Genomic DNA, 8,070 nt, shown 5'->3' with positions numbered 1-8,070 from the left:
CCCGCGTTGACCGTTTCTTTCGAATGCCCATCGCAACCTCCTCATCGAGTGTTGCGACGACCAATTGAATCCACCGGTTGAACCGGCTTTGCCTGTGGTACCTGCCGCCTGCATTTTTTCTGCAGGCGGGCCATGGGTGAGGCCTTCACCCGGCATTCCCTGCGCCCTCTGCACTGTTTGCGAGGGACAAGATCATCGCAGACTCGGGCAACCTCTGCCGCGAGAACGCGAAGCCATGTCGATCGCTGTTTGAGACGTGAATCCGCCTCCCCCACCCTACCGCTTCTCCGCTTCGCGCTCCCTGGCCTCGCGCTCGGCGCGCTGGCGGTCGAGGCGGCGGCCTTGCCATTCGAGCACGAGCCAGCCGAGCACGCACATGGTGACGACGACGAATTCGAGCAGGCCGCCCATCTCGCTCATGGCGCGTCACTCATCGCGTCTCACCTGGTGTCCAGCTCATGACTTCGTGTGTCATGACATCGCAGTCGAGCCACACGGGTCGCGCCAATGCGGTCGTACCGTCGTACGCGAGTCGTCTTATACGTGACGGCGACGACCTCGCCTCGCTACGATATCCGCCCCGAGCGTGACAACTGATCGCGTCGCTCCAGGCGCTCGAACAGGTCGAGCACCCACAGCGCGCGATCGTGAACAGTCCGGCGCGGCGGCGCGATCGCATGCGGGCGCTGTACATCCGCCGCGACGACCGCCTCGATCAAAATACGCGCCTCCGGCCGCGGCGGCGCCAGCGACGGCTGCTCCTGCAGCAGCGACATCACCGCCGCCTTGCCGAGAAGCTGCAGCTTGCGCGGCATCGAGACGAATGCGCGCCGCGACAGCGAATCGAATTCGGCACGTGCGACCTCGCGGCCGATCTCGGCATAGATCAGCCGCGCCGCGTGGATGCCGGGCCGGCAGGTCCACGGCAGATCGGCGATGCCCGCAGAAGCGCGCGCATAGAACACGTCGGCGACCGCGAGCAGTCGCGCCGTGACCCGCCCGATGCGGTCGTCGAAGAACGGCGCGGCACGCCAGGTCTCGATATCGAGACCCGCCTCGCGCAGCCATTGCCGCGGCAGATAGAGCCGGCCGGCGCGCGCGTCCTCGCCGACGTCGCGGGCAATGTTGGTGAGCTGCATGGCGATGCCGAGGTCGCAGGCGCGTCCGATCGTCTCGGCCTCACGCCGGTTCATCAGCAGCGACATCATCACACCGACCGTGCCGGCGACGCGCACGGCATAGGCGAGCACGTCGCTCAGGGTCTCATAGCGGCGCCCCTGCGCATCCCAGGCGAGACCTTCGAGCAGCGCCTCCGGCAGCGTGCGCGGAATCGTGAACTGCGCCACGACGCCGGCCAGCGCACGATCGACGGGACTGTCGTCCGGCGTGCCATGATAGATCCGGTCGAGCCGTTCGTGCAGCAGCTCGACGGCGTCGACGCGGCGGCCGGGCCCGTCGATCGCATCATCGGCCTCGCGGCAGAACGCGTAGAGCGCGACGGCGGGATCGCCAACCGCGCGAGGCAACACTTTCGAGGCGGCAAAGAACGTCTTCGATCCGCCCCGCAACATCCGCCGACAGATCGCAATGTCCGTTTGCCAGCTCATCGTCGCTCCAGCTCATGCGGCGCGGGCACGAGATCATCGAGCACACGCGCCGAGGACAGCACGCCCGGCAGGCCGGCGCCGGGATGGGTGCCCGCGCCGACCAGATAGAGCCGCTCGACCTCTTCGCTCTTGTTGTGCGGCCGGAACCAGGCGCTCTGCATCAGCACCGGCTCGAGCCCGAACGCCGCGCCGCGATAGGACGACAGGCGATGCTCGAAATCATCCGGCGTCAGCAGCCGCGACGTAACGAGCTGGCCGGCAAGGTCCGGCAGCAGCGTGTCGCTCAGCGCGGTCTCGATCCGCTGGCGGAACGGCTCGGCCGTCGCCGACCAGTCGATGCCGCTCTGCTGATGCGGTACCGGCGACAGAACGTAGAAAGCATCGCAGCCATCGGGCGCCAGCGACGGATCGGTCGCGGTGGGGCGATGCAGATAGAGGCTGAAATCATCCGCCAGCACCTTGCGGCGGAAGATGTCGTCGAGCAGGCCGCGATAGCGCGGGCCGAGCAGGATGGTGTGATGCTGAACGTCATCATAGCGGCGCTTCGTGCCGAAATACCAGACGAACAGGCTCATCGAGTAGCGCGCACGGTCGATGCGCGCATCGGTCCAGCGCCGGCGCGGCACGCTCGGCAGCAGATGCTTGTAGGTCCAGGCCGCGCAGCCGTTGGAGACGACTGCATCGGCGGCGATCGTCTCACCGGATGCGAGCCGCACGCCGGTCGCAACGCCGTTCTTCGTGGTGATCTCGGCCACGGGCGCCGAGCAGCGCACCTGGCCGCCCTGCCCCTCGATCAGGCTGACGAGGCCGTTGACCAGCACGCCGGTGCCGCCCATCGCAAAGTGCACGCCCCAGCGACGCTCGAGATAGGCGATCAGGCAGTAGATCGACGTGGTCGTAAACGGGTTGCCGCCGATCAGCAGCGGATGGAAGCTCAAGATCACGCGCAGCCGCTCGTCGCGCACATGCTGGGAGACCAGCCCATACACCGAGCGAAAGCTCTGCAGCTTGATCATCGCCGGCGCGATCTTTGCCATGTCCATGAACGACAGGAACGGCACGTCGCCAAGCTCCTCAAAACCCTTTCTGAAGATCGCCTCGCTCGCCTTCATGAAGCGCTCGTAGCCATCGACGTCGCCGGGTGCCAGGCGCGCCACCTCGGCACGCATCTCGGCCGGGTCGCCCGAGCAGTCGAACACGGTGCCGTCGTCGAAGCGGATGCGATAGAATGGGGAGATAGGCTTGAGCGTGACGTCGTCGGACATCTTCCGACCGCACAGCTGCCACAGCTCCTCGAACAGGAACGGCGCGGTGACGATGGTCGGGCCGGCATCGAAGGTGAATCCGTCCTGGCGATGCACATAGGCGCGGCCGCCGGGCGCATCGAGCTGCTCGTAGACCGTGACGCGATAACCGCGCGCACCAAGCCGGACCGCTGCGGCGAGGCCGCCGAAGCCGGAGCCGATCACGACCGCATGCGGCCGGTCTCCGAGCACAGCCGGGACAGCGGCCTTGATGGTGGAGACGTCGAGCATGGACGAAAGCGTAAATTGAAATTGACGCTTTCGCCAGCCAAAAATGTCAATTTACTTGGACGTTTCCCGCTGCACTGCAAGGACGCCCGCGCGCTCGGCGGCGTTGACGATCAGGCCCGCGATCCTGGCCGGCTGCTCCTCATGGGCCAAATGACCAAGGCCATCAATGAGTTCGAGCTGCGCCTGGGGCACCAATCGCTGGACGCGACGCGCGACGTCTGGCGGGATGGCGCGGTCATTCGCGGCCGCGACCAGAAGCAGCGCGGTCTTCAACCGCGGCAGCTCGCGCCCAAGCGGATGCAGGTCCCAGTTCGCCATCATCTCGAGCGCGGCGCCGACATGGCCGGGGCTGCCGACCAGCCGCCGATACAGCCGCTCGCCTGTCGCGTCGATCGTCGAGCCGGTGCCCTTCAGCAGCCGATGCACCGCCGCCGGATCGCGGCCCCGCCAGGCGAACAGCCGCGGCACCAGCGGATTAAGCGCCATCATCTTGGCGAGCGGCGACAGGAACTGCGCGGCCGCGCCGCCGAACGGCAGATAGGCGCCATTGAGGCTGACGATCAGCTTCGGCCTGATGAGATTGTCGAGCGTCATGCGCGTCAGGATCGCCGCGCCCGCGGAATGGCCGATCGCGATTTCAGGCGCGATCGCAAGCTTCTCGCAGAGGCCAGCGAGATCGCGCGCCATGCCGTCGAGCGACAGCCGCCGCCCCTGCGGCGTGGAGGTGAAGCCGTGGCCGGAGAGATCCGGCGCGACGACGGTGAAGTGCCTGGCGAGCAGCGGCGCGAGATCCCGCCAGGAATGGGTCGCGGCTCCCGTGCCATGGGCGAGCAGCGCAACGGGCCCCTCGCCCATGATCTGAACATGCCAGCGCAGGCCCGCGGCCTCGACGAAGCGGCTGGCTGCGCGGTTGGGCCAGTCGCTGCCGTCGACGCTCCAGTTCGGCTTGTCGCTCATGCCGGCCCACGCGGTTGGACGCCGCCGGCATCGTCAACGATCGGCCGCGCGCGTCAGGAAATCATCGTAGCTGGCGGCGACTTTATCAAGCTGTTCGAAATGCGGCATCGCGCCGGTCTGCATCACCTCGATCTGCCAGTTGGGCAGAGCCTCGACGGCGTGCTTGCCGTGATAGTCGACGAAATCGCCGCGCACGCCATGCACCATCCAGACCGGCATCGCCAGTGCCTGGTAGAGCTTCAGGGCATTGGTGCTGAACAGATAGCCGGAGACGAACGAATACGGCGCGTTCTCGGCGCCGGGCTGATGGGTCGTGATGTAGTCATACTCCAGCAGGCCCTCGTCGATGTCCTTGCGGCCGAAGGTCTTCTGCAGGAAAAAACGAATGCTGGCGCGCGAGGTCAGCAGGGTGAAGAAGCCGTGCTTCCACAGCGGGACGTTGAGGATGTTGCGGACCCACGGCATGGCGCGGGTCGTGTCCTTGGTGCCCGCCGACTCGGCCGCGGCCTCGGCGCGGCGATCGAAGCCGGTCGGGCTGAGCAGCGCCAAGGTGCGAAACAGGTTCGGCGCCTCGGTGCCGGCGCGCGCGGCGAACTCGCAGCCGAGCGACAACGCGATGGCGTCGATCGCGACGTCGCCATGACGGCGGCGAATTTCGTTCGTGGCGAGCAGAATCGCATCGGTCATGATGCGCGGCGTATAGATGCGGTCGGCGCGGTCCGACAGGCCGAAGCCCGGCAGGTCGAGCGCATAGACCGGACGCGTCTGGCGGTAGTGCTCGAACAGCGGCTTCATCTCGTAGGCCGTCGCCGCAGCGTTGACGCTGTGAATCAAGAGCAGCGGCCGCTGCTCCGCCGGGGCGGCGGGGCCGTCGCCATAGCAGGTGATGCGGCCCGTACGCAGATCGGCGAGCTCGAAGCTTGGCGCTGCAAGCGGCGGCGGCATCGTCACAGCGCGCGTGTCAGCCGCATGATCACTCTGTGTAGTCGAGGCGACCTGCATGGCGTGCTCCTGTGTGACGATATCGGGCGACGGCAGGCAAGCGCTGCCATACGAGGGGTGAGCATAGCGATGACCGATCCTCTTGTCAGTCGCCGTTGGGAACGCAGCTTGACGCCGGGGGTTCCACCGCCATCAGCCGCGGCCGGCTTGCGCCATGACGGCCTGCGACAACCGTACGGCATCGGCATGAGGCAGCGCGACGTAACGCGCCTGCATCGCACCGGCGAGCTGCGCGGCCTTGTCCTGCGGGCGCGGCGAGGAATCGACCAGCACGACCGGAATGCCAGTCAGCGCGAGCTGCCGTGCGGCCACCAGCGCCTCCGCCTCGGCCTCGCTGCGACCGCCGCCATCGCGCGCGACATTCGCCCGGCCGTCGGTCATCAAAACGATCGTCGGCGTCTGGCCCTTGGCCTTCACGGCCAGCGCGAGCTCGGTCGCGCCCCAGATCGCCGCCGACAGCGGTGTGCCGCCGCCGCCGGGCAGCGCCGCGAGGCTGCGCTTGGCGCGCGTCAGCGAGCGCGTCGGCGGCAGCAGCAGCTCGGCGCCCCTGCCGCGGAACGCGATCAGCGCGACCTCGTCGCGGCGAATGTAGCATTCGGCCAGCAGCAGCTCGACGGCGCCCTTCACTTCCGCAAGCCGCTGCAAGGCCGAGGAGCCGGAAGCATCGACGACGAAGATGGTCGTGGTGCCCGAGCGCTGCTTGAAGCGGGTGATCCGAATGTCGTCCTTGTGCACGATCAGCCGGCCACTCTTGCCGGAATGTTGCGTCCGCCGCCGCAGCGGCTGCCACGGCGCTGCCGCGCGCAAGGTCTCGAGCACGTTGAGCCGCGCGCCGGCGCGCCATTCGCCGCGACGCGCGCCAATCGGACGGCCGCGCTTCGGCACCTTCTGAGCGGTGCCCTGCTTGCTGACGCTGCTGCTGCGGACGCGGGTCGCGCGTTCCTCTTGCAGCCGCTTCAGCAGGTCGACTGGAATGGCCGCCTGCGCCGCTTCGACCACGCGATCCTCGAGCGAACCGTCCTCGCTGCGGTCGTCGTCCTCACTCTCGGCCGACTCATTCTCGGGCTCCGGCGCCTCGCTGTTCTCAGTCTCGTCATCCGCTGCGGGCAGCCGGGTGGCGCGCGGCGCCAGCACCAGCCGCGCGGCGCAGGCGATGTGCGCTTCGGCGACTTCGACCTCACCATCAAGGGCCGCTGCGATGCGCGCGACGCGACAGGCGAGCAGCGGCGCGCGCAGCGAGTCGATGCCGAGCGCGCAGGCCGTCATCGTCAGCGCCGCGATCGCGTCGTCCGACGAACGGACCTGCGGCAGCCGCGCACGCGCTGCTGCGATGTCCGACGATTTGAACAGGCTCTCGCCGAGATCGACGCGCGCAACTTTGCTGAGATCGAGATGGCAGGCCAGGCGGTCGGCCAAGGCAGGCGACACGCGCTCATCACCGATGCCCTCGTCGAGCGCAATCAGTCCGAGCCGAGCCGGTGCGCGCAGCGACATGCCATCGCGCTCGATGCTGATAGCCCCGGTGTCGACGGCAACACAGAGATGTGTGACCGTCGACCGCGACATGCGCTCGGCCATCACGGCGATCAGCCCGCCGCCATCGGCATCGGCGAGCAGCCCACGTTGCAGCACCGGCCGCCCCGCCTGCAACGTCGCGGCGAGATCGAGGCCGCCAAGCAGGCGATCGTCCGAGATCGACGGCGGCAGCTTGCGCAAGGGTGTCGACGGCGGCATCAGCTCGTGCAACAGCTCCAGCCACTGCTCGCGCACCGGACCTGCGCCCGCACGCAGCAGCACCGACGCGGACGGGTCGATCGCGGCCAGAGCGGCCGCGATCATCGCATCGGCCCAGATCGCGGCGCCATCGCTCACGGCGCGAACAGCTCGTCGAGCGCGCGCTCGACCCGCACCGACGAGCCGGAATCGTCGAGCGGATTGCGCCTGAGACGGTGTCGCAACGCCATCGGCGCGACCGTCTTCAGATGGCGGTCATCGACCGCCTTTGCGCCCTCCAGCGCCGCCACTGCGCGCGCCGCCCGCATCAAGGTGAGTTCGCCACGCAGGCCATCGGTGCCGAGCGCCATGCAGAGGCGTGCGGCCTGCTCGAGCTCACGATCGGCGACCTTGACCGCTCCGATGTGCTCACGGCCCGCGAGGATACGCTTGCGCTGCTTCGCCTCCTCCTTCTCCCAATGCGCAACGAAGGCGCTGGGATCTGTCTCGAAGGCATCGCGCCGCTTGACCACCTCGATGCGCGTCGGCAGATCATTGGGCGTCTTGACCTCGACCGATAGGCCAAAGCGATCGAGCAATTGCGGCCGCAACTCGCCCTCCTCCGGATTGCCGGTGCCGACCAGCACGATGCGGGCGGGATGGCGGATGCTGAGACCGTCGCGCTCGACCACGTTCTCGCCTGACGCGGCGACGTCGAGCAGGAGATCGACGAGGTGATCCTCCAGCAGATTGACCTCGTCGATATAGAGAAAGCCGCGATTGGCGCGAGCAAGCAGCCCCGGCTCGAATGATTTCTCGCCATGAGCCAGCGCACGCTCGAGATCGAGCGCGCCGACGACGCGGTCCTCGGTGGCGCCGAGCGGCAGGTCGATGACCGGAACCGGCACCTGGTGCGCCTTCAACGCCGCCGGCTTCTTTGTCTTGCCGCTCGGCTTGGAGCGCGCGCGACACGCGGCGCATTGCGCGGCGACGTCGGCCGGATCGCATTGATAGGGACAGCCGATCACGGCGCTCATCGGCGGCAAGAGCGCGGCGAGCGCGCGCACCGCGGTGGATTTTCCGGCGCCGCGATCGCCAAAGGCCAGCACGCCGCCGACCTTGGGATCAACGGCAGCGATCATCAGCGCCAGCTTCATCTCGTCCTGGCCGACGATGGCCGAGAACGGAAAGGCGATTCCCATGAGCGTCCCCTGCGCCGCGACGCGTTCCCGCCGCGTTGCCAGCATGAGACCACA

The 8,070-nt window shown here is 68.0% G+C and carries 7 protein-coding genes; all 7 read right to left on the bottom strand.

Annotated elements, in window-relative coordinates; genetic code table 11:
• Nucleotides 1–276 precede the first annotated feature (276 nt).
• Nucleotides 277–420, bottom strand: coding sequence for a hypothetical protein (locus ACQR1E_RS30800; RefSeq protein WP_315714295.1), 144 nt, complete (start codon nt 418–420; stop codon nt 277–279).
• 146 nt (nt 421–566) lie between these two features.
• Entirely contained in the window at nt 567–1,607 is a 1,041-nt protein-coding gene (locus ACQR1E_RS30795) for a phytoene/squalene synthase family protein (protein ID WP_434897959.1), read from the bottom strand.
• Entirely contained in the window at nt 1,604–3,142 is a 1,539-nt protein-coding gene (locus tag ACQR1E_RS30790; protein WP_434842789.1) for a phytoene desaturase, read from the bottom strand. Before ACQR1E_RS30790 ends, ACQR1E_RS30795 begins: the two co-directional genes overlap by 4 nt.
• 51 nt (nt 3,143–3,193) lie before the next feature.
• The gene (gene bchO / locus ACQR1E_RS30785; RefSeq protein ID WP_434842788.1) at nt 3,194–4,099 is read right to left on the bottom strand and encodes an alpha/beta fold hydrolase BchO; all 906 of its coding nucleotides are present in this window, start codon (nt 4,097–4,099) and stop codon (nt 3,194–3,196) included.
• A gap of 33 nt (nt 4,100–4,132) precedes the next feature.
• Nucleotides 4,133–5,101 (bottom strand): alpha/beta fold hydrolase, encoded by a 969-nt coding sequence (locus ACQR1E_RS30780; RefSeq protein WP_434842787.1) that lies wholly within the window; start codon nt 5,099–5,101, stop codon nt 4,133–4,135.
• Between the two features lie 132 nt (nt 5,102–5,233).
• On the bottom strand, nt 5,234–6,973 hold the full coding sequence (locus ACQR1E_RS30775) for a magnesium chelatase subunit D (protein ID WP_434842786.1): 1,740 nt from the start codon (nt 6,971–6,973) through the stop codon (nt 5,234–5,236).
• Nucleotides 6,970–8,016: a magnesium chelatase ATPase subunit I gene (gene bchI / locus ACQR1E_RS30770; RefSeq protein WP_316169231.1), complete on the bottom strand. Its 1,047-nt coding sequence runs from the start codon at nt 8,014–8,016 to the stop codon at nt 6,970–6,972. Before bchI ends, ACQR1E_RS30775 begins: the two co-directional genes overlap by 4 nt.
• Between the last annotated feature and the right edge of the window lie 54 nt (nt 8,017–8,070).

This window comes from Bradyrhizobium sp. HKCCYLRH1030 (genome assembly GCF_051168395.1).
Classification (GTDB): Bacteria; Pseudomonadota; Alphaproteobacteria; order Rhizobiales; family Xanthobacteraceae; genus Bradyrhizobium.
Note: the sequence above shows the minus strand (reverse complement) of the source record. Positions and strands in the feature narration are given on the sequence as shown.